The organism is Salmonella sp. A1325, from assembly GCF_056991255.1.
Window position 1 is genome coordinate 139,781 of sequence record NZ_JAMLWO010000012.1, and the last position, 20,158, is coordinate 159,938.

At 53.8% G+C, this 20,158-nt stretch carries 17 protein-coding genes; 14 read left to right on the plus strand and 3 right to left on the minus strand.

Translation table 11 applies throughout. The features are described 5' to 3' along the window. The first annotated feature begins 115 nt into the window (after positions 1-115). Positions 116-2,962: a two-component system sensor histidine kinase RcsC gene (gene rcsC / locus NAZ64_RS19870; RefSeq protein ID WP_000876075.1), complete on the plus strand. Its 2,847-nt coding sequence runs from the start codon at positions 116-118 to the stop codon at positions 2,960-2,962. A 102-nt stretch (positions 2,963-3,064) separates the two neighbouring features. Here the strand turns inward: rcsC and rcsB are convergent, their stop codons facing one another. Both rcsB and rcsD read right to left on the minus strand, forming a co-directional pair. Further along, positions 3,065-3,715 carry a response regulator transcription factor RcsB gene (rcsB, locus tag NAZ64_RS19875; RefSeq protein ID WP_001061919.1) on the minus strand — a complete coding sequence of 217 codons (651 nt, stop codon included), beginning with the start codon at positions 3,713-3,715 and terminating at the stop codon, positions 3,065-3,067. A gap of 16 nt (positions 3,716-3,731) precedes the next feature. After that, positions 3,732-6,401, minus strand: a complete 2,670-nt coding sequence (gene rcsD, locus NAZ64_RS19880) for a phosphotransferase RcsD (protein WP_000083201.1) — start codon at positions 6,399-6,401, stop codon at positions 3,732-3,734. A gap of 728 nt (positions 6,402-7,129) precedes the next feature. Here rcsD and NAZ64_RS19885 point away from each other — a divergent pair. The 5 genes from NAZ64_RS19885 to NAZ64_RS19905 all read left to right on the plus strand — a co-directional run bounded on the left by NAZ64_RS19885 (position 7,130) and on the right by NAZ64_RS19905 (position 12,947). After that, positions 7,130-8,266 (plus strand): porin OmpC, encoded by a 1,137-nt coding sequence (locus tag NAZ64_RS19885; protein ID WP_000865526.1) that lies wholly within the window; start codon positions 7,130-7,132, stop codon positions 8,264-8,266. A 114-nt stretch (positions 8,267-8,380) separates the two neighbouring features. Beyond that, a complete protein-coding gene (gene apbE, locus NAZ64_RS19890) occupies positions 8,381-9,433 on the plus strand; it encodes an FAD:protein FMN transferase ApbE (RefSeq protein WP_079980515.1) in 1,053 nt (350 codons plus the stop codon). Positions 9,434-9,513: 80 nt separating this feature from the next. Further along, entirely contained in the window at positions 9,514-10,575 is a 1,062-nt protein-coding gene (gene ada / locus NAZ64_RS19895; RefSeq protein ID WP_000975970.1) for a bifunctional DNA-binding transcriptional regulator/O6-methylguanine-DNA methyltransferase Ada, read from the plus strand. Positions 10,576-10,577: 2 nt separating this feature from the next. Then, the gene (gene alkB, locus NAZ64_RS19900) at positions 10,578-11,228 is read left to right on the plus strand and encodes a DNA oxidative demethylase AlkB (protein ID WP_000884991.1); all 651 of its coding nucleotides are present in this window, start codon (positions 10,578-10,580) and stop codon (positions 11,226-11,228) included. A 75-nt stretch (positions 11,229-11,303) separates the two neighbouring features. Further along, entirely contained in the window at positions 11,304-12,947 is a 1,644-nt protein-coding gene (locus tag NAZ64_RS19905) for a multidrug ABC transporter permease/ATP-binding protein (RefSeq protein WP_000421577.1), read from the plus strand. A gap of 191 nt (positions 12,948-13,138) precedes the next feature. On the opposite strand, the gene eco is transcribed toward NAZ64_RS19905, so the two are convergent. Next, on the minus strand, positions 13,139-13,633 hold the full coding sequence (gene eco / locus NAZ64_RS19910; protein WP_220569911.1) for a serine protease inhibitor ecotin: 495 nt from the start codon (positions 13,631-13,633) through the stop codon (positions 13,139-13,141). A 413-nt stretch (positions 13,634-14,046) separates the two neighbouring features. Between eco and napF the strand changes: the two genes are divergently transcribed. From napF to NAZ64_RS19950, 8 genes are all read left to right on the plus strand, one after another. Next, positions 14,047-14,538 carry a ferredoxin-type protein NapF gene (gene napF, locus NAZ64_RS19915; RefSeq protein ID WP_220569765.1) on the plus strand — a complete coding sequence of 164 codons (492 nt, stop codon included), beginning with the start codon at positions 14,047-14,049 and terminating at the stop codon, positions 14,536-14,538. Next, the gene (gene napD, locus NAZ64_RS19920; protein WP_001260057.1) at positions 14,528-14,791 is read left to right on the plus strand and encodes a chaperone NapD; all 264 of its coding nucleotides are present in this window, start codon (positions 14,528-14,530) and stop codon (positions 14,789-14,791) included. Before napF ends, napD begins: the two co-directional genes overlap by 11 nt. Continuing rightward, the gene (napA, locus tag NAZ64_RS19925) at positions 14,788-17,274 is read left to right on the plus strand and encodes a nitrate reductase catalytic subunit NapA (RefSeq protein WP_000778097.1); all 2,487 of its coding nucleotides are present in this window, start codon (positions 14,788-14,790) and stop codon (positions 17,272-17,274) included. The genes napD and napA overlap by 4 nt, the downstream gene beginning before the upstream one ends. Before the next feature lie 6 nt (positions 17,275-17,280). Further along, positions 17,281-17,976, plus strand: coding sequence for a ferredoxin-type protein NapG (gene napG / locus NAZ64_RS19930; protein ID WP_000091679.1), 696 nt, complete (start codon positions 17,281-17,283; stop codon positions 17,974-17,976). Further along, positions 17,963-18,832, plus strand: coding sequence for a quinol dehydrogenase ferredoxin subunit NapH (gene napH / locus NAZ64_RS19935; protein ID WP_000013533.1), 870 nt, complete (start codon positions 17,963-17,965; stop codon positions 18,830-18,832). The genes napG and napH overlap by 14 nt, the downstream gene beginning before the upstream one ends. A 115-nt stretch (positions 18,833-18,947) precedes the next feature. Then, entirely contained in the window at positions 18,948-19,397 is a 450-nt protein-coding gene (gene napB, locus NAZ64_RS19940) for a nitrate reductase cytochrome c-type subunit (protein ID WP_000835182.1), read from the plus strand. 9 nt (positions 19,398-19,406) lie between these two features. Next, a complete protein-coding gene (gene napC, locus NAZ64_RS19945) occupies positions 19,407-20,009 on the plus strand; it encodes a cytochrome c-type protein NapC (RefSeq protein ID WP_024158649.1) in 603 nt (200 codons plus the stop codon). 20 nt (positions 20,010-20,029) lie between these two features. After that, on the plus strand, positions 20,030-20,158 hold a 129-nt coding region (locus NAZ64_RS19950), incomplete at its 3' end, for an ATP-binding cassette domain-containing protein (protein WP_031569207.1).

Here is a 20,158-nt window from a genome sequence, read left to right on the forward strand (position 1 = left end):
TTATTACTGTGCGAGGGCCGGATATCCGGCCCTTTTTCTTTGCCGTTGCGGGCTGCGTCATTTACCGCTACCTTAGTCACACTCTATTTACATCCTGAGGCGGAGCTTCGCCCCTTTGAAATACCTTGCTTCCTTTCGAACTACGCTGAAAGTCTCGCGCTACTTATTCAGAGCGTTAGCGTTACTCATTTGGCTCTTAATCGCCTTTGTTTCGGTGTTTTACATCGTCAATGCCTTGCACCAGCGGGAATCTGAAATTCGTCAGGAGTTCAACCTTAGCTCCGATCAGGCGCAGCGTTTTATCCAGCGCACGTCGGATGTGATGAAAGAGCTCAAATATATTGCCGAGAACCGTTTAACGGCGGAAAACGGCGTCATGTCGTCGCGTGCGCGTGATGACAAAATGGTGGTGCCGGACTTTGAACCGCTATTCGCCGACTCAGACTGTGCGGCGATGGGCTCCGCCTGGCGCGGATCGCTGGAGTCGCTGGCATGGTTTATGCGTTACTGGCGCGACAACTTTTCAGCGGCGTATGATCTTAACCGCGTTTTCCTGATTGGCAGCGATAACCTCTGTATGGCGAATTTCGGCCTGCGTGAAATGCCCGTGGAGCGCGATGATGCGTTAAAAGCGTTACATGAGCGGATTATGAAATACCGCAACGCGCCGCAGGAAGAAAGTGGGAATAACCTTTTCTGGATAAGCCAGGGCGCGCGTCAGGGCGTGGGCTACTTTTATGCGCTGACGCCGGTGTATCTGGCCAACCGTCTGCAGGCGCTGCTGGGCGTCGAGCAGTCCATCCGTATGGAAAATTTTTTCACGCCGGGCAGTTTGCCGATGGGCGTCACTATTATTGATGAGAACGGCCATTCGCTGATTTCGTTGACCGGTCCTGACGGCATTATTAAAGCGGAGCCGCGCTGGATGCAGGAGCGTTCCTGGTTTGGTTATACGCCAGGTTTTCGCGAACTGGTACTCAAAAAAAGCCTGCCGCCATCCTCGCTCAGTATTGTCTATTCTGTGCCTGTAGATTTAGTCCTGGAGCGTATTCGTATTCTTATCCTGAACGCTATCCTGCTGAACGTGCTGGTGGGCGCAGGGCTGTTTACGCTTGCGCGGATGTATGAGCGGCGAATTTTCATTCCGGCGGAGAGCGATGCTCAGCGCCTGGAAGAACATGAACAGTTCAACCGTAAAATCGTCGCCTCCGCGCCGGTGGGGATCTGTATTCTGCGCACTATCGATGGTGTCAATATTCTGAGTAACGAACTGGCGCACACCTACCTGAACATGCTCACGCATGAAGACAGACAGCGCCTGACGCAAATCATTTGCGGCCAGCAGGTTAACTTCGTTGATGTATTGACCAGTAATAATACCAATTTGCAAATTAGCTTCGTCCATTCCCGCTATCGCAATGAAAACGTCGCGATTTGCGTGTTGGTAGATGTGAGTACGCGCGTCAAAATGGAAGAGTCGCTGCAGGAGATGGCGCAGGCAGCGGAGCAGGCTAGCCAGTCTAAATCCATGTTCCTTGCGACGGTCAGCCATGAATTGCGCACACCGCTGTACGGTATCATTGGCAATCTCGATCTGCTGCAAACCAAAGAGTTGCCAAAAGGCGTGGATCGGCTGGTCACGGCGATGAATAACTCCTCCAGCCTGTTGCTGAAAATTATCAGCGACATTCTCGACTTCTCGAAAATTGAGTCGGAACAGCTAAAGATTGAGCCGCGCGAATTTTCACCGCGAGAGGTGATGAACCATATCACCGCCAATTATCTGCCGCTGGTGGTGCGTAAGCAGCTCGGCCTGTATTGTTTTATTGAGCCTGACGTGCCGGTATCGCTGAACGGCGACCCGATGCGTTTACAGCAGGTCATTTCAAACCTGTTGAGCAACGCCATTAAGTTTACCGATATTGGCTGCATCGTGCTGCATGTGCGCTGTGATGGGGATTATCTCAGCATTCGCGTGCGGGATACCGGCGTCGGTATTCCGGCAAAAGAGGTGGTTCGCCTGTTCGATCCCTTCTTCCAGGTGGGAACCGGCGTACAGCGTAACTTTCAGGGGACCGGTCTGGGGCTGGCGATTTGCGAAAAATTGATCAGCATGATGGACGGCGATATTTCCGTCGATTCGGAGCCGGGCATGGGAAGCCAGTTTACGCTGCGCATCCCGCTTTATGGCGCGCAATACCCTGTGAAAAAGAGCGTGGAAGGACTCGCCGGAACCTGCTGTTGGCTGGCGGTGCGCAATACTTCTTTGTGCCAGTTTATTGAGACCAGTCTGGCGCGTAGCGGCGTTCATACACAGCGTTATGAAGGGCAAGAACCCGCCGCGGACGATATTTTGATTGTCGATGACGCGCTGGAGCATACCTGGCAGGGGAGGGCGGCGGTCGTCTTTTGCCGCCGTCATATCGGGATTCCATTGGAAAGAGCGCCGGGCGAGTGGGTGCATAGTGTGGCGTCGGTGCATGAGTTGCCCGCACTGTTGGCGCGTATTTATAGTATTGAGCTGGATAGTGAAGCGCTTTCCAGCGCATTGCCGACGACGGATAAAACCGCAGATTCAAATGACGACATGATGATTCTGGTCGTTGACGATCATCCGATCAATCGCCGCTTGCTGGCCGATCAACTGGGATCGCTGGGATATCAGTGTAAGACAGCCAATGATGGTGTGGACGCTCTGAATGTTCTGAGTAAAAATGCTATCGATATTGTTCTGAGCGATGTGAACATGCCGAACATGGACGGCTATCGCCTGACGCAGCGTATCCGTCAGCTTGGGCTGACGCTGCCGGTCGTCGGCGTGACGGCGAACGCGCTGGCGGAAGAGAAACAACGTTGCCTGGAGTCCGGTATGGACAGCTGTTTGTCGAAGCCTGTGACGCTGGATGTGTTGAAACAGACGCTGGCGGTGTATGCCGAGCGGGTACGTAAAACGCGGGCATAAAAAATGCCGGATGGCGGCGTCGCCTGTCCGGCCTGTAAAAGATGAGTCGACTGGTAGGCCTGATAAGCGTAGCGCCATCAGGCTGGGTAACATAAAAGCGATTTATTCTTTGTCTGTCGGACTCAGGGTGACGGAAGAGAGATAGTTGAGCAGCGCGATATCATTCTCTACGCCCAGTTTCATCATCGCCGATTTCTTCTGGCTGCTGATGGTCTTAATGCTGCGGTTGAGCTTCTTGGCGATTTCGGTGACCAGGAAGCCCTCGGCGAACAGGCGTAATACTTCGCTCTCTTTTGGCGACAGGCGCTTATCGCCGTAACCGCCTGCGCTGATTTTCTCCAGCAGACGAGAAACGCTTTCCGGGGTGAATTTTTTGCCTTTTTGCAGCGCGGCCAGCGCCTTAGGCAGATCGGTTGGCGCACCCTGTTTGAGTACGATCCCTTCAATATCAAGATCCAACACGGCGCTCAGGATCGCCGGATTGTTGTTCATGGTCAGAACGATAATAGACAGGCTCGGAAAATGACGCTTGATGTACTTGATCAAGGTGATCCCATCGCCGTATTTATCTCCCGGCATGGAGAGGTCAGTGATCAACACATGCGCATCTAATTTCGGCAGGTTGTTGATCAATGCTGTGGAATCTTCAAATTCGCCGACAACATTCACCCACTCGATTTGTTCAAGTGATTTGCGAATACCGAACAGTACAATCGGGTGGTCATCGGCAATAATTACGTTCATATTGTTCATGTATTGGGCTACCTTGCTACAGCAAGCTTTTGACGTAGGCGTCAATGTCGCTGATATATTTTTCTATACCTGGAGCATCTTTCTCACGAATCAGATGTTCCAGCGTTTCACATAACTGCTTGCCGGGTACCAGATTAAGCATGGCAAACACCCCTTTCAGGCGGTGGGCCGTTTGGGCCAGCGCAGCGAAATCGCTGGTTGCCGCCTCAGTATACAACCTCTTAACATCATCCGGTACTGTGTCTACAAATAGCGCATAATAGCCGCTGGCATGAAGCTCGGCATTTTCATCTCCGCCGAGCGGGGAGGCGGGAATCTCTTCCTGCGCCAGCTGCTCTTCGATAAGTTGTAGTACAGCTTCCTGCATAGCATTGCTCATATTAAAGTTGACGCGCAACTGACCCGGGCCAATTTTCCGCACGCCTGACTCATCATCGCTTAAAAGCAAGCCCGAGGCAGTAAGATTAGACGGATTATCCGTTAAAAAGAGATCATATTCTTGACTTATCTGCCTTTCATCCGGCGTGATGCAGGTGGCGCCCCAGTTTTCTAACTGACGCAGCACAATCGCGCGAACCTCGTTGGACGTCACATCGACCATCACGCTCACGTCGTCCAGCAGGCGCTCTTCGACCTGAGTATGCTGATCGTGAGGAAGCATTTTGACATGAACGGTATAGCGCGTGCCCAGCGTTTCTCGCGCTTTAATGTTGAGATGACCGCCCAGTTTGCGCGCCAGTTGATTGCACAGCCAGAAGGTGAGCGGATTCGCTTTGCCGTAACGATCGCCCTGCGTTTCATTCATATACGGGAAATGCAGATTATCAATCTCGTTTAACGTTACACCTTCGCCCGTATCCAGAATACGGAAAGTCAGACGCTCCGCGATAGATTCATCCTGCTCGACTTCAAGCGTAATTTTACCCATAGCGGTCGTCGTGACGGCATACTGAATCAACAGCAGCAAAATCCGGCGCAGGGCGTCGCGATCGCCCCAGCGTTCATCGTTGCCGCTAAGATGGTTATTAATCAGCAGTTGCAGCCCTTTACGCTTAATGGCGGGCAGCACTTCCGGCACGACTTCGTCAATAAGATCCTGCAGGGAGAACAGCGTTGCTTCGCTCTTCCATGCGTCATTTTCCAGCATATTCGCCAGTTGGATTTCATCGATCATACGTACCAATACATCCGCCTGATCCGCCAGTTTCAGGCTTTCCGGCGTGGTGACTGCCGCGGCGTTAACCGCCAGTTGGCGTACGGGCTCTTTAAGCGTGTTGCTGATATTTTGCATAAAGGCGGCGCGGCCCTGCTGATTCTTCTCATACAAACGCTGCGCCTGTTTAAGCTTCTTATTCACCAGCACTTCCCGGTCCTGATCGCGAATAATAAAGATCTGCGTGCGGGGAGCGATCTGGCTGCGAAACAGACGGATCTCATACAGTTCGTTATTAATTGTCGCCTGAATCACGCCCTGATGCTGTTCCGCCATGCTGGTAATATTTTGCAGGTTAAGATGCGGCAACAGATGATCGGCGATTTTATTGCTGATCACGGTGCGGTTGCCTTCCTGATCGTAGACCAGCAGACCCAGCGGCAGCAGAGAAACGATCTCTTCATTAATGGCGCGTAAGACGCGAAGCTCATTATTCGCCGCGTTGCCGGATGTCGATTCCGTCGACCGTCCCGGCTGATGACGGAACGTGGCGTAGCCAAATAACGCCAACGCCAGCAGCCCGATGTTCAGCAGTAAAGGCAGCAAAATATTTTGCAGCGTATCAAGCAAAAGCGTACCGAACGGTACCTGCCAGATCAGGCGCATTCCGGTAGAGTTAAGCGCTGAGGAGATCTCAATTTTTGAACCGTTAAAGCTAATCGTGACGCTATCAGGCGCTTCCTTTTCACTGCTTCGCCCCGTCGCCTGGGTTGCGTCAGGCTCTATCCGAAAACTGTCCAGCGGCATTCCCGGCGGGATTAAATCATTAATGGGCAGATCAAACGCCACCACGGTTGCCAGATGTCCTGGCTGATTGAAGGTCGTGCGCAGCGTAAAATAGTGACCGTTTTGCCAGGCCAGTTTTCGCAATGAGGAGAAACTTTCGCGCTCATCCAGCGCATTCGCCTGCTGCAACATCTCTGCCCGGCGGGAATCGACGATATTGCCAATAGTGGACTCTTTAAAGCCGGAAGAGAGATCTTTCAACGGTAGGGTAGAGATAAGAATCAGGCTGTTATCCTGTCCGTTGAGGTAATACATTGACCACGGCACGTTTTCCGCGCCCCACAGCGTATCCAGATAGGTTGACATACGCTGCGTCATTTCCAGCGTGGCGCTGTCATGGGAACCGAAAATCAGCGCTTCAGTTTTACGTCGCGGCTTTTCAAGATAATACACATCCTGCTTCAGACGCGTTTCCTGAAGTCCTTCACCTGTCGATGGCGTAGTGGTCGCGGCGATGTTGTCATAAATTTGCCAGGTAACATACCGCCAGGTATCCACGCGTTTATGAATAGCGTGGGTGATATCGACAATTTGATAGCTTTTGTCTTTCAACCAGGCGTTGACGGCGCTCTGTACCATAACGCCCATCGTTACCAGCAGCACAATGATCAGCAATAAGAAGAAACGGGTAATGCTTCCCGGTAGAAGGGAGAATCGGGTAGAGACCGTTGTGTCAGACTGACTCATTTATGTTTACGACCTGTAAAAGCAACGCTGAAGGTGAAGGGCAGTATAAAGGGTAATGAATGAATTTCCAGACTCTTACGTCATGCCGGGCAACTTAACACGCGCTCCGTCGGCGGGACGGGAAAAGCGTACAACCTTCGCAGAATGGTACAAATATAAAGACTACTTATAAATGTTTAGCACTAAATATCAAGAAATTATTTGCTAATGTCTTACGAACGGTCGAGCAGGGGAGGGTAGTGAATAACCGTGATAGTTTTAGGCAGGTAGCATAAATCAGCCGGGTGTGTCTGAAAAAGGGTAAAAAAAACCGAATGCGAAGCATCCGGTTGAAATAGGGGTAAACAGACATTCAGAAGTGAATGACGGTAATAAATAAAGTTAATGATGATAGCGGTCACTATTTTAGTTGCGAATGAAGATTCTGTTTTATCATTCAGTGCTATGAATTTCATCAATTTAACCCGTTGATTTTAAAAGTTTCGTGAATATATTTTGTCTATTTGTGCTTATTTTTACTTGATTTTTGCTTTAAAAAAGTTCCGTAAAATTCATATTTTGAAACATCTATGTAGATAACTGTAACATCTTAAAAGTTTTAGTATCATATTCGTGTTGGATTATTCTGTATTTTTGCGGAGAATGGACTTGCCGACTGGTTAATGAGGGTTAACCAGTAAGCAGTGGCATAAAAAAGCAATAAAGGCATATAACAGAGGGTTAATAACATGAAAGTTAAAGTACTGTCCCTCCTGGTACCAGCTCTGCTGGTGGCGGGCGCAGCGAATGCGGCTGAAATTTATAATAAAGACGGCAACAAATTAGACCTGTTTGGTAAAGTTGATGGCCTGCACTACTTCTCTGACGACAAAGGCAGCGACGGCGACCAGACCTACATGCGTATCGGCTTCAAAGGCGAAACGCAGGTTAACGATCAGCTGACCGGTTATGGCCAGTGGGAATATCAGATTCAGGGCAACCAGACTGAAGGCAGCAACGACTCCTGGACGCGTGTGGCGTTTGCGGGTCTGAAATTCGCTGACGCAGGTTCCTTCGATTATGGTCGTAACTACGGCGTAACCTATGACGTGACCTCCTGGACCGACGTTCTGCCGGAGTTCGGCGGCGACACCTACGGCGCTGACAACTTTATGCAGCAGCGTGGTAATGGCTATGCTACCTACCGTAACACCGACTTCTTCGGCCTGGTGGATGGTCTGGACTTCGCGTTGCAGTATCAGGGCAAAAACGGCAGCGTGAGCGGTGAAAACACCAACGGTCGCAGCCTGCTGAACCAGAACGGCGACGGTTACGGCGGATCGCTGACTTATGCAATCGGCGAAGGCTTCTCTGTCGGTGGCGCTATCACCACGTCTAAACGTACTGCCGATCAGAACAACACCGCTAACGCTCGCCTGTATGGTAACGGCGATCGCGCCACGGTTTACACCGGCGGCCTGAAATACGATGCGAACAACATCTATCTGGCAGCGCAGTATTCTCAGACCTATAACGCAACCCGTTTTGGTACCTCTAACGGTAGCAACCCGTCCACCTCTTATGGTTTTGCCAACAAAGCGCAGAACTTTGAAGTGGTTGCTCAGTACCAGTTCGACTTTGGTCTGCGTCCGTCTGTGGCTTACCTGCAGTCTAAAGGTAAGGACATCAGCAACGGCTACGGCGCCAGCTATGGCGACCAGGACATCGTAAAATATGTTGATGTCGGCGCGACTTACTACTTCAACAAAAACATGTCCACCTATGTTGATTACAAAATCAACCTGCTGGATAAAAACGACTTTACCCGCGATGCGGGCATCAACACCGACGACATCGTAGCGCTGGGTCTGGTTTACCAGTTCTAATCAGCAAAAGATGTTGCTAAAGGGCCTGCGGGCCCTTTTTTCATGCCTTATTCCGGCGTACAAATACGACGTTTTGATATACGCTTGCGTCCATTCGAATGAGGATAAACAGCGATGAAAATGACTTTTTGCCGGGCCGTGTGTCTGGCGGCGGCTTTTTTACTTATGGGCTGCGATGAGGCTCCCGAAACGACAACAGCGTCACCTGCCGCTCAGGTGCTGGAAGGTAAAACGATGGGGACCCTCTGGCGGGTGAGCGTGGTTGGTATCGATGCGAAACGCGCCGCAGAGTTACAGACTAAAATCCAGACTCAGCTTGATGCTGATGATTGGTTGCTTTCTACCTATAAAAATGACTCCGCGCTGATGCGTTTTAACCATTCACGCAGCCTTGCGCCCTGGCCGGTCAGCGAAGCCATGGCGGATATCGTGACCTCGGCGCTACGTATTGGCGCGAAGACGGATGGCGCGATGGATATCACCGTGGGCCCGCTGGTCAATCTGTGGGGGTTTGGACCGGATCGGCAGCCGCTGCATATCCCAACACCAGCACAAATCGATGCGGCAAAAGCGAAAACAGGCCTACAACATTTGCAGGTTATCGACAGGGCTGGACATCAGTTTTTGCAAAAAGATCTGCCGGATCTTTATGTTGATCTCTCCACGGTCGGGGAGGGCTATGCGGCGGATCATCTGGCGCGTCTGATGGAGCAGGAGGGCATTGCGCGTTATCTGGTCTCGGTGGGCGGCGCATTAAGCAGTCGCGGGATGAATGCGCAGGGGCAGCCGTGGCGCGTCGCGATTCAGAAGCCGACCGACCGGGAAAATGCGGTGCAGGCGATTGTGGATATCAACGGGCATGGCATCAGCACCTCCGGCAGCTACCGCAACTATTATGAGCTGGATGGCAAGCGTATCTCGCACGTTATCGATCCGCAAACGGGGCGCCCCATTGAACACAATCTGGTATCGGTTACGGTTATCGCGCCAACGGCGCTGGAAGCGGACGGCTGGGACACCGGCCTGATGGTGCTTGGTACGCAAAAGGCGCAAGAGGTCGTGCGGCGGGAAGGGCTGGCGGTCTTTATGATCATGAAAGAAGGTGAGGGCTTTAAAACCTGGATGTCGCCGCAGTTCAAAACGTTCCTGGTGAGCGATAAGAATTAAAACGCAAGATTACGGGTTTTTGTGGGCGGATTTACGGACACACTGCATATAAGCAAGCACTATGCTTAATGAAGGAGTCTATGATGAAAAAAGCGTTACTTACCGATGATGAATGCTGGCTGCGGGTGCAGGCGCGCGATGCCAGCGCGGATGGGCGTTTCGTTTTTGCGGTGCGAACCACCGGCGTTTTTTGCCGCCCTTCTTGTCGCTCGAAGCGGGCGTTACGTAAAAATGTTCGCTTTTTTGCCAACGCGCAGCAGGCGCTGGACGCCGGTTTTCGCCCCTGCAAGCGCTGTCAGCCGGATAATGCGCGCGCGCAGCAACGGCGGTTGGATAAGATTGCCTGCGCCTGCCGTTTGCTTGAGCAGGAGACGCCGGTAACGCTGGCGTCTCTGGCGCAGGCGGTGGCGATGAGCCCGTTTCATCTGCACCGTCTGTTTAAAGCGAGCACCGGAATGACGCCGAAAGGGTGGCAGCAGGCGTGGCGCGCCCGGCGGCTGCGTGAGGCGTTGGCGAAAGGAGAGCCGATCACGGCGGCTATTTACCGCGCCGGCTTCCCGGATAGCAGTAGCTACTACCGACATGCCGACCAGACGCTGGGCATGACGGCAAAACAGTTTCGCAAAGGCGGCGATAATGTCTCCGTTCGCTATGCGCTGACGGACTGGGTTTACGGACGGTGCCTGGTGGCGGAGAGCGAGCGGGGGATTTGCGCGATTCTCCCCGGTGATAGCGACGATGCGCTACTGGCTGAATTACACACCCTTTTCCCGGCGGCCCGCCACGAACCTGCTGACGCGCCTTTTCAGCAACGGGTGCGGCAGGTTGTCGCGGCTATCAACACACGCGATGTGCTGCTCTCGTTGCCGCTGGATATTCAGGGAACCGCGTTTCAACAGCAGGTCTGGCAGGCGTTATGCGCGATTCCCTGCGGCGAAACCGTAAGCTATCAACAGCTTGCCGCGACTATCGGTAAACCCACGGCAGTACGCGCGGTCGCCAGCGCGTGCGGCGCGAATAAACTGGCGATGGTGATCCCGTGTCATCGGGTCGTGCGTCGCGATGGCGCGCTCTCCGGTTATCGTTGGGGCGTGCGTCGAAAAGCGCAGCTATTAAAGCGAGAAGCGCAAAAAGAGGAGTAGCAATGCTGGATCTATTTGCTGATGAAGCGCCCTGGCAAGAGCCCCTGGCGCCTGGCGCGGTGGTGTTGCGCCGCTTTGCGTTTCGCGCGGCGCAGTCGCTATTAGATGATATCGGGTTTGTCGCCAGTCAGTCTCCGTTTCGTCAGATGGTGACGCCGGGCGGTTACACCATGTCGGTGGCGATGACCAACTGCGGCGCGTTAGGGTGGACCACCGATCGTCACGGTTATTGTTATGCCGTGCGCGATCCGTTGACCGATAAACCCTGGCCTGCGCTGCCGTTATCGTTTGCCAGCGTATGTCGTCAGGCGGCAATCGCGGCAGGGTATGCGAGCTTCCAACCGGACGCCTGCCTGATCAATCGCTACGCGCCCGGCGCAAAACTGTCGCTGCATCAGGATAAAGACGAGCCGGATCTGCGCGCGCCTATCGTCTCAGTTTCGTTGGGGGTGCCGGCGGTTTTTCAGTTTGGCGGCCTGCGTCGCAGCGATCCGCTTCAGCGGATCTTACTGGAGCATGGCGATATCGTGGTCTGGGGCGGCGAGTCCCGTCTGTTTTATCATGGTATCCAGCCGCTTAAAGCGGGCTTTCATCCCATGACCGGTGAATTTCGTTACAATCTCACCTTCCGTCAGGCGGCTGAAAAAGAATAAAAATAAGAATTATTATTGCTGTGCAGGTGGAGTTAGTTAAACTGCGGGCTGTTATTATCGGTCCGGGTTGTATGCATGGAACTTCTTATTCTTGTCTGGCGGCAGTACCGCTGGCCATTTATTAGCGTGATGGCGCTGAGCCTCGCCAGCGCGGCGCTGGGGATTGGCCTGATCGCGTTTATCAATCAGCGCCTGATTGAAACGGTGGACACCAACGTCATGGTGCTGCCGGAATTTCTCGGCCTGCTCCTGTTGCTAATGGTCGTCACATTAGGTTCCCAACTGGCGCTCACCACTCTGGGACACCATTTCGTATACCGCCTGCGCAGCGAATTTATCAAGCGCATTCTGGATACGCACGTTGAACGCATTGAGCAACTGGGCAGCGCCTCTTTACTGGCCGGTCTGACCAGCGATATTCGCAATATTACTATCGCCTTTGTGCGTCTGCCTGAGCTGGTGCAGGGCATTATCCTCACCGTCGGCTCGGCGGCGTATCTGGCGATGCTATCGACAAAAATGCTGCTGGTTACGGCTATCTGGATGGCGGTCACTATCTGGGGCGGATTTGTGCTGGTGGCGCGGGTTTACCAGCATATGGCGACCCTGCGCGAGACCGAAGATAAGCTGTACAACGACTATCAGACGGTGCTGGAAGGACGCAAAGAGCTGACGCTAAACCGCGAGCGTGCGGAGCAGATTTTTCAGCAATGCTATACCCCGGACGCCAAAGAGTACCGTCATCACATTATCCGTGCCGATACTTTTCACCTGAGCGCCGTCAACTGGTCGAATATCATGATGCTGGGGGCGATAGGCCTGGTCTTCTGGATGGCGAATAGTCTCGGCTGGGCGGATACCAACGTCGCGGCGACCTATTCACTGACGTTGCTGTTCCTGCGCACGCCGCTACTGTCTGCGGTGGGGGCGTTGCCAACGCTACTGACCGCCCAAGTGGCGTTTAATAAACTGAATAAATTCGCGCTCGCCCCGTATAAGCCTGATTTTCCGCAGCCGAAAGCCTTTCCCGACTGGAAGACGCTGGAGCTGCGCAACGTGGTTTTTCACTATCAGGATAACGCGTTTTCCGTGGGGCCCATCAACCTGACGATTCACCGCGGCGAACTGCTGTTTTTAATTGGCGGCAACGGTAGCGGGAAATCGACGCTGGCCATGTTATTGACCGGATTATACCAGCCGCAATCGGGAACGATTTTACTTGATGGTCAACCTATTGCCGCCGGGCAGCCGGAAGATTATCGCAAACTGTTTTCTGCGGTGTTCACCGATGTGTGGTTATTCGACCGCCTGCTGGGGCCGCAGGGGAAACCCGCCAATCCCGCTCTGGTCGAAAAGTGGCTTGAGCACCTGAAAATGACGCACAAGCTGGAGCTAAACGACGGGCGCATTTTGAATCTTAAACTGTCGAAAGGGCAAAAAAAGCGCATTGCGCTGCTGCTGGCGCTGGCGGAAGAGCGCGATATTATTTTGCTGGATGAGTGGGCCGCCGATCAGGACCCGCATTTCCGCCGGGAGTTTTATCAGGTACTGTTGCCGTTAATGCAGGAAATGGGCAAAACCATTTTCGCCATCAGCCATGATGATCACTATTTTATTCACGCCGATCGTCTGCTTGAAATGCGTAACGGACAGCTAACCGAACTCACCGGCGACGAACGTGATGCCGCCTCGCGTGATGCGGTTGCGCGTACTGCGTAATGGACTATGGCGCCGGATGAACCGCCTGATGGCAGCCCTACGTCCGCACGCGGGTAGGCCTGATAAGATGCTACGCGTCGCCACCAGGCATCGGGCGAGCGGATTTCCAGACGTGTTTTGAAAAGAACCCCGGAGCGCTGCGTGAGCCGGCGTGTTCAGATGCCCGGTAAGTGTGACCGGGCAGCGTAACATTATCGCGCGACGGCGTTCTGTACGTTAGCGTCCGCTTTCCAGATGCGGTATTTCACGTCCACATTCGCTGGGGTATACACCACGATCGGCAGCTTGCTGTTGTAGCGCAGCATCCCGTCTTCACCCAGCCAGGCGGTGACGAATTTTTGCTCTTTCTTACCTTCAGGGCAGGCCATCATGGTTGATACCGGAGAGGTGACGTTATCAAAGACATAATAGTCATAGCCCCAGCCTTCCAGCGTTTTTGTTTCCAGCGTGCCGCCGAGGCGATGCTGGTTACAATCCACATTCAGCGTTTGACCAATCAACAGTTCCACTTTGAGGGTAGATTCATCCTGCTGAGGGGTAAGGGTTATCACTTGCCGCTTCATTCCTTTTTCCGCATGCGGATAGGGGGCGATTTTTTCCAGCGGCTGGGCGGTATCACCATTGTTAGCCCAGGCAGAGGCGCTGGCGAGGGCGGCGAAGACAACGGCAGGGACAAACATCTTCATTTGATTGTTCACAGTATTTCCTTTCTGCTGTTTTCGGTATGCACGGGCAACAGATTAACATATTCATATTGTCTATTAATCTGTATTTACTCATATTTTCAAGATTATTAATAAAATAGCGTCTTTTTATATAGTGGAATATTCCGATATTGATAATGTAAATGAAATTATCAACTATTAGTGATTTTCGTTATATAAGCATCTATATAACTAATTGAAATGTGAGAAAAAGCACGTTTACGGGTCTTTACCTGGCACTCTTTTGATCCGGCAACAGCATTTACCTCTATCGGGGTATGCATCTCTTACACATCCTGAAATATCTTATTTACAAAAACAACTACTCATAAATTGTACGGTTTTTATTGGTATTCACTCCCTATGGAAGCGTGTCGTTATGGAAGGGCGATATCATGGTTGATTTATCCCGTCGAAGCATGTTGACCGGCAGTTGGCGCAACGCCAGCGATGGGATTCTTCCGCCGTGGGCCAGAGAAACGACCTATTTTCTCGCACATTGTCTGCGTTGCGACGCCTGCATCCAGGCGTGTGAGGCCGACATCCTGCAGCGAGGGGCGGGGGGATATCCGAGCGTAGATTTCAAACGGGGCGAGTGCAGCTTTTGTTATGCCTGTGCGCAGGCCTGTACTGAATCGCTTTTTCTTCCGCGCCACACCAGGGCCTGGGATCTGGTTTTTACGCTCACGGAAAACTGCCTCGCCAGGCAATCGGTTGAATGCCATCGCTGCCAGGACAGTTGTGAACCTATGGCCATTACCTTTCGTCCCACGCTATCCGGCATTTACCAGCCGCAGCTTGACTCGCAGGCCTGTAACGGATGTGGGGCGTGTGTGGCTATCTGTCCCGTGTCAGCCATCAAAGCGGAGAACCACCATGCGCACTAACTGGCAGGTCTGTAGCCTGGTCGTGCAGGCCAAAAGTCAGAACATCGCCGCCATTGGCACACAGTTGAACACGTTGCCGGGTTGCGAAGTCGCGTTAAGCGACATTGAAAGCGGGCAACTGATCGTGGTGGTGGAAGCAGATCAGAGTGAAACGCTGATGCAAACAATTGAGTCAGTACGCAATGTCGAGGGCGTACTGGCGGTGTCGCTGGTTTATCACCAGCAGGATGAGCAAGGTGAGGAAACACCATGAAACTCAGTCGTCGTAGCTTTATGAAAGCTAACGCCGTTGCGGCCGCTGCGGCGGCTGCCGGTCTGAGCGTGCCGGGCGTCGCCCGCGCCGTTGTCGGGCAGCAGGAAGCCATCAAATGGGATAAAGCGCCGTGCCGTTTTTGCGGAACGGGGTGCGGTGTGTTAGTGGGAACGCAGCAGGGCCGTGTGGTCGCCTGCCAGGGCGACCCCGACGCGCCGGTCAACCGTGGTCTGAACTGCATTAAAGGCTACTTCCTGCCCAAAATCATGTACGGTAAAGATCGTCTGACGCAGCCGATGCTGCGCATGAAAGACGGCAGCTATCACAAAGACGGCGAGTTTACGCCGGTGAGCTGGGAACAGGCCTTCGATGTGATGGAGGAGAAGTTTAAAACCTCCCTGAAAGAGAAAGGACCAGAAGCGATCGGCATGTTTGGATCGGGTCAATGGACCATCTGGGAAGGCTATGCCGCCGCGAAACTGTTCAAGGCTGGTTTCCGCTCTAACAACATCGACCCGAACGCGCGTCACTGCATGGCCTCGGCGGTGGTGGGCTTTATGCGCACCTTTGGCATGGATGAACCGATGGGCTGCTACGACGATATTGAGCAGGCCGATGCGTTTGTGCTGTGGGGTTCCAACATGGCGGAGATGCACCCGATTTTATGGTCGCGCATCACTAACCGCCGTTTGTCCGACCCGAATGTGAAAGTCGCTGTCCTCTCCACCTTCCAGCACCGTAGCTTTGAGCTGGCGGACAACGGTATTGTCTTTACCCCGCAAAGCGATCTGGTGATCCTTAACTATATCGCGAATTACATTATTCAGAACAACGCGGTAAATCAGGATTTCTTCACAAAGCATGTGAATCTGCGTAAAGGGGCGACGGATATCGGCTACGGCTTACGCCCGACGCACCCGCTGGAAAAAGCGGCGAAGAATCCGGGCTCCGATGCTTCCGAGCCGATGAGCTTCGATGAGTATAAAGCCTTCGTGGCGGAATATACGCTGGACAAGACCGCTGAAATGACCGGCGTGCCGAAAGATCAGCTGGAACAGTTGGCGCAGCTCTACGCCGATCCGAATAAGCGCGTGATCTCTTACTGGACGATGGGTTTTAACCAGCATACCCGCGGCGTGTGGGCGAATAACCTGGTTTACAACCTCCATCTGCTGACCGGAAAAATCTCCCAGCCTGGCTGCGGTCCTTTCTCGCTGACCGGCCAGCCTTCCGCCTGCGGTACGGCGCGTGAAGTGGGAACCTTCTCACACCGTCTGCCCGCAGACATGGTCGTGACGAACGAAAAACACCGTGATATCTGCGAAAAACACTGGCAGATCCCCGCTGGCACTATCCCGGCAAAAGTGGGTTTACATGCGGTGGCGCAGGATCGCGCGTTGAAAGACGGCAAGCTGAACGTCTACTGGGTAATGTGTAATAACAATATGCAGGCCGGGCCGAACATCAATGAAGATCGAATGCCGGGCTGGCGCGATCCGCGTAACTTTATCATTGTCTCCGATCCTTACCCGACGGTGAGCGCGCTGTCTGCGGATCTGATCCTGCCGACCGCCATGTGGGTTGAGAAAGAAGGCGCTTACGGCAACGCCGAACGCCGCACGCAGTTCTGGCGTCAGCAAATTAAAGCGCCGGGCGAAGCTAAATCCGACCTCTGGCAACTGGTGCAGTTCTCCCGTCGTTTTAAAACTGAGGAGGTCTGGCCGGAGGCGTTGCTGGCCCAGAAGCCGGAGCTGCGCGGTAAAACGCTGTATGACGTTCTGTTCGCCACGCCTGCGGTCAGCAAATTCCCGCTGAGCGAGCTGAAAGAGGATCAGTTAAACGATGAGTCTCGTGAGCTGGGCTTCTATCTGCAAAAAGGGTTGTTTGAAGAATACGCCTGGTTTGGACGTGGCCACGGTCACGATCTGGCGCCGTTCGACGATTACCACAACGCGCGCGGTCTGCGCTGGCCGGTCGTCGAAGGCAAAGAGACGCAATGGCGTTACAGCGAAGGCAACGACCCGTATGTAAAAGCGGGGGAAGGGTACAAATTCTACGGTAAACCGGATGGCAAAGCGGTGATCTTCGCGCTGCCATTTGAACCCGCGGCGGAGTCGCCGGACAACGAGTACGATCTGTGGCTTTCCACCGGTCGCGTGCTGGAACACTGGCATACCGGCAGTATGACGCGCCGCGTGCCTGAATTGCATCGCGCCTTCCCGGAAGCAGTGGTCTTTATTCACCCGCTGGATGCGAAAGCGCGCGATCTGCGTCGTGGGGATAAGGTTAAAGTGTCGTCCCGCCGCGGCGAAGTGATTTCGATTGTCGAAACGCGTGGACGTAACCGTCCGCCGCAGGGACTGGTGTATATGCCGTTCTTCGATGCCGCTCAGCTAGTGAACAACCTGACGCTGGATGCGACGGACCCGCTCTCTAAAGAGACGGACTTCAAGAAGTGCGCCGTTAAGCTGGCGAAGGTGTAACGCGTTATGTCCCGTACAGCGAAACCCCAAAATGGCCGCCGCCGCTTCCTGCGTGATGTTGTGCGCACTGCGGGCGGGCTGGCGGCGGTTGGCGTGGCGCTGGGCTTGCAACAGCAAACCGCGCGCGCAACGGGCGTGCGGCTGCGTCCGCCTGGCGCGCTGAATGAAAATGTCTTCGCCAGCGCCTGTGTGCGCTGCGGGCAGTGCGTTCAGGCGTGTCCATACGACACGCTAAAACTGGCGACGCTGGCCTCCGGGCTATCGGCAGGTACGCCCTATTTCGTCGCTCGCGACATCCCCTGCGAAATGTGTGAAGACATTCCGTGCGCCAAAGTCTGCCCCAGCGGGGCGCTGAATAAAGATATCGCCTCCATTGATGACTCGCGCATGGGGCTGGCGGTGCTGCTGGATCAGGAAAACTGCCTCAACTTTCAGGGGCTGCGCTGCGACGTTTGTTACCGCGAATGCCCGAAAATCGATGAGGCCATCACGCTGGAGCTGGATCGCAACATGCGCACCGGCAAACATGCGCGCTTTCTGCCCACCGTACACAGCGACGCCTGTACCGGCTGCGGCAAATGCGAAAAAGTCTGCGTACTGGAGCAACCAGCGATAAAAGTGTTGCCGTTGTCATTGGCGAAAGGGGAGTTAGGACACCATTACCGCTTCGGCTGGCTGGAGGGGAAAGATGGCAAATCGTAAACGCGACGCCGGGCGAGAAGCGCGGGCGAAAAAAGGCTGGTGGCGTAGCCACCGCTGGCTGGTGTTACGGCGTATCAGCCAGTTTATGGTGCTGGGGATGTTTCTCAGCGGCCCGTGGCTGGGCTTTTGGGTTTTGCATGGCAACTACAGCAGTAGTTTGCTGTTCGATACCCTCCCGTTGACCGATCCGCTGATTACCCTGGAAAGTCTCGCCAGTGGACATCTTCCCGCTACCGTGGCGCTGACGGGAGCAGTGATTATCGCTGTGCTGTATGCGCTGGCGGGAAAGCGATTATTTTGCAGTTGGGTTTGCCCGCTAAACCCCGTTACCGATTTGGCTAACTGGATGCGCAGGAAATTTGACCTGAACCAGTCTGCGACGATTCCACGCCATATACGGTACGTCCTTCTGGTGGTGGTGTTAATCGGTTCGGCGTTGACCGGCACGCTGCTGTGGGAATGGATTAATCCCGTGTCGCTGTTAGGCCGTAGTCTGGTTATGGGATTTAGTAGCGGCGCGTTGCTGATTATTGCTTTGTTTTTATTTGATTTATTAGTCGTTGAGCACGGTTGGTGCGGGCATATTTGCCCGATGGGCGCGCTGTATGGCGTGTTGGGCAGTAAAGGCGTAGTGACCGTGACGGCCAAAAAACGTGAGAAATGTAATCGCTGTATGGATTGTTTTCATGTTTGCCCGGAACCGCATGTGCTACGTGCGCCGGTGCTGGATGAGCAAAGCCCGGCACAGGTCACTCACCGCGACTGCATGACCTGCGGTCGCTGCGTGGATGTCTGTTCTGAGGATGTTTTTACAATAACGATACGCAACATCATTCGGGATGCATCGCGGCGGTAAGCGAGGAAATCCCCAGGAGCATAGATAACGATGTGACTGGGATTTTCGAGCGCAGCCAACAAAGAGGCAGCTCGAAGGATGAAGTGTAAATGCGATGGAGTTCGGGAGCGAAACAATGAAAAGCCATGACCTGATGAAAGCGCTGTGTCAATGGATGGCCACGCTTGCCCTGGTGGTAAGTGGTGCGGTTTGGGCGGCAAACGGAGTGGATCTGAGCCAGTCGCCGGAAGTATCCGGGACGCAGGAAGGGGCGATTCGTATGCCGAAAGAGCAGGAACGTATGCCGCTAAATTACGTCAACCAGCCGCCGATGATCCCGCACAGCGTCGAGGGCTACCAGGTGACGACCAATACCAACCGCTGTCTGCAATGCCACGGCGTGGAAAGTTATCGTACGACGGGCGCGCCGCGTATCAGCCCGACGCACTTTATGGACAGCGACGGTAAAGTGTCGGGCAACGTCGCGCCGCGTCGTTATTTCTGCCTGCAGTGCCACGTACCGCAGTCTGATACCGCGCCGATTATCGACAATACCTTTACCCCCTCGCAAGGTTACGGGAAATAAGAGGTCATTATGGAAAATTCTAACCGTAAACCTGGCTGGATAAAGCGCGTCTGGCGATGGTGGCGCAGCCCCAGCCGCCTGGCGCTGGGGACGCTGCTGTTAATCGGTTTTATCGGCGGCATCATCTTCTGGGGCGGCTTCAATACCGGGATGGAAAAGGCTAACACCGAAGAGTTTTGTATTAGCTGCCATGAAATGCGCAACACGGTGTATGAGGAGTATATGGAAACCGTCCACTACAACAACCGTAGCGGCGTTCGTGCCACCTGTCCTGACTGCCATGTGCCGCATGAGTGGGGGCCGAAGATGATCCGTAAGATCAAAGCCAGTAAAGAACTGTACGCGAAGGTATTTGGGCTGATAGATACACCGCAGAAATTTGAAGCTCATCGCCTGACAATGGCACAAAATGAGTGGCGGCGCATGAAAGACAACAACTCGCAGGAATGCCGTAATTGCCACAATTTCGACTTTATGGATCTGACCGCGCAAAAAGGCGTCGCGGCGAAAATGCACGATCAGGCGGTCAAAGACGGACAGACCTGTATCGATTGCCACAAAGGGATCGCGCATAAACTGCCGGATATGCGTGATGTTAAACTAGGTTTCTGACAGGGCGTTGATGAGTGGGAATGCTTGAAGCCAGAGATCTGTACTGCGAGCGGGACGAGAGGACGCTGTTTCGCGGGCTGTCGTTCACCGTGGACGCCGGGGAGTGGGTGCAGGTCACCGGCGGCAACGGCGCCGGAAAAACCACCCTG

Coding starts and splice junctions, on each gene's coding strand:
- rcsB (WP_001061919.1), bottom strand. CDS start 3,715: ATGAACAATATGAACGTAATTATTGCCGATGACCACCCGATTGTACTG.
- rcsD (WP_000083201.1), bottom strand. CDS start 6,401: ATGAGTCAGTCTGACACAACGGTCTCTACCCGATTCTCCCTTCTACCG.
- NAZ64_RS19885 (WP_000865526.1), top strand. CDS start 7,130: ATGAAAGTTAAAGTACTGTCCCTCCTGGTACCAGCTCTGCTGGTGGCG.
- apbE (WP_079980515.1), top strand. CDS start 8,381: ATGAAAATGACTTTTTGCCGGGCCGTGTGTCTGGCGGCGGCTTTTTTA.
- ada (WP_000975970.1), top strand. CDS start 9,514: ATGATGAAAAAAGCGTTACTTACCGATGATGAATGCTGGCTGCGGGTG.
- alkB (WP_000884991.1), top strand. CDS start 10,578: ATGCTGGATCTATTTGCTGATGAAGCGCCCTGGCAAGAGCCCCTGGCG.
- NAZ64_RS19905 (WP_000421577.1), top strand. CDS start 11,304: ATGGAACTTCTTATTCTTGTCTGGCGGCAGTACCGCTGGCCATTTATT.
- eco (WP_220569911.1), bottom strand. CDS start 13,633: ATGAAGATGTTTGTCCCTGCCGTTGTCTTCGCCGCCCTCGCCAGCGCC.
- napF (WP_220569765.1), top strand. CDS start 14,047: ATGGTTGATTTATCCCGTCGAAGCATGTTGACCGGCAGTTGGCGCAAC.
- napD (WP_001260057.1), top strand. CDS start 14,528: ATGCGCACTAACTGGCAGGTCTGTAGCCTGGTCGTGCAGGCCAAAAGT.
- napA (WP_000778097.1), top strand. CDS start 14,788: ATGAAACTCAGTCGTCGTAGCTTTATGAAAGCTAACGCCGTTGCGGCC.
- napG (WP_000091679.1), top strand. CDS start 17,281: ATGTCCCGTACAGCGAAACCCCAAAATGGCCGCCGCCGCTTCCTGCGT.
- napH (WP_000013533.1), top strand. CDS start 17,963: ATGGCAAATCGTAAACGCGACGCCGGGCGAGAAGCGCGGGCGAAAAAA.
- napB (WP_000835182.1), top strand. CDS start 18,948: ATGAAAAGCCATGACCTGATGAAAGCGCTGTGTCAATGGATGGCCACG.
- napC (WP_024158649.1), top strand. CDS start 19,407: ATGGAAAATTCTAACCGTAAACCTGGCTGGATAAAGCGCGTCTGGCGA.